We start from the raw sequence: 280 nt of genomic DNA, 5'->3' as shown, positions 1-280 counted from the left end.
ACCGGGAGACCGGCGAAGAGGTGCCTTTTGGCGAGATTTGTATGCTGCAGATTCGTGGCCCCAATGTGTTTATCGGTTACTGGCTGATGCCGGAAAAAACCCGTGGGGAGCTGTTAGACGATGGCTTTTTTATTACCGTTGATCTCGCCATGGTCGACGACCAAGGCTATGTGCATATCGTCGGTCGCGACAAAGACCTGGTGATTTCCGGCGGCTACAACGTCTACCCCAAAGAGGTAGAGCAGGTGATTGACGAGCTTGTTCAAGTGGCCGAATCCGC

1 pseudogene is annotated in these 280 nt (G+C 53.6%); it reads left to right on the top strand.

What is annotated here, in order from left to right:
* Window positions 1-280, top strand: a pseudogene (locus tag A6R74_RS19290) (AMP-binding protein); the annotation flags it as partial.

Origin of the sequence: Halomonas sp. ALS9 (genome assembly GCF_001651035.1) — a bacterium.
Classification (GTDB): Bacteria; Pseudomonadota; Gammaproteobacteria; order Pseudomonadales; family Halomonadaceae; genus Vreelandella.
The sequence above is the reverse complement of the archived record's forward strand: the minus strand, read 5'-3'. Positions and strand labels throughout refer to the sequence as shown.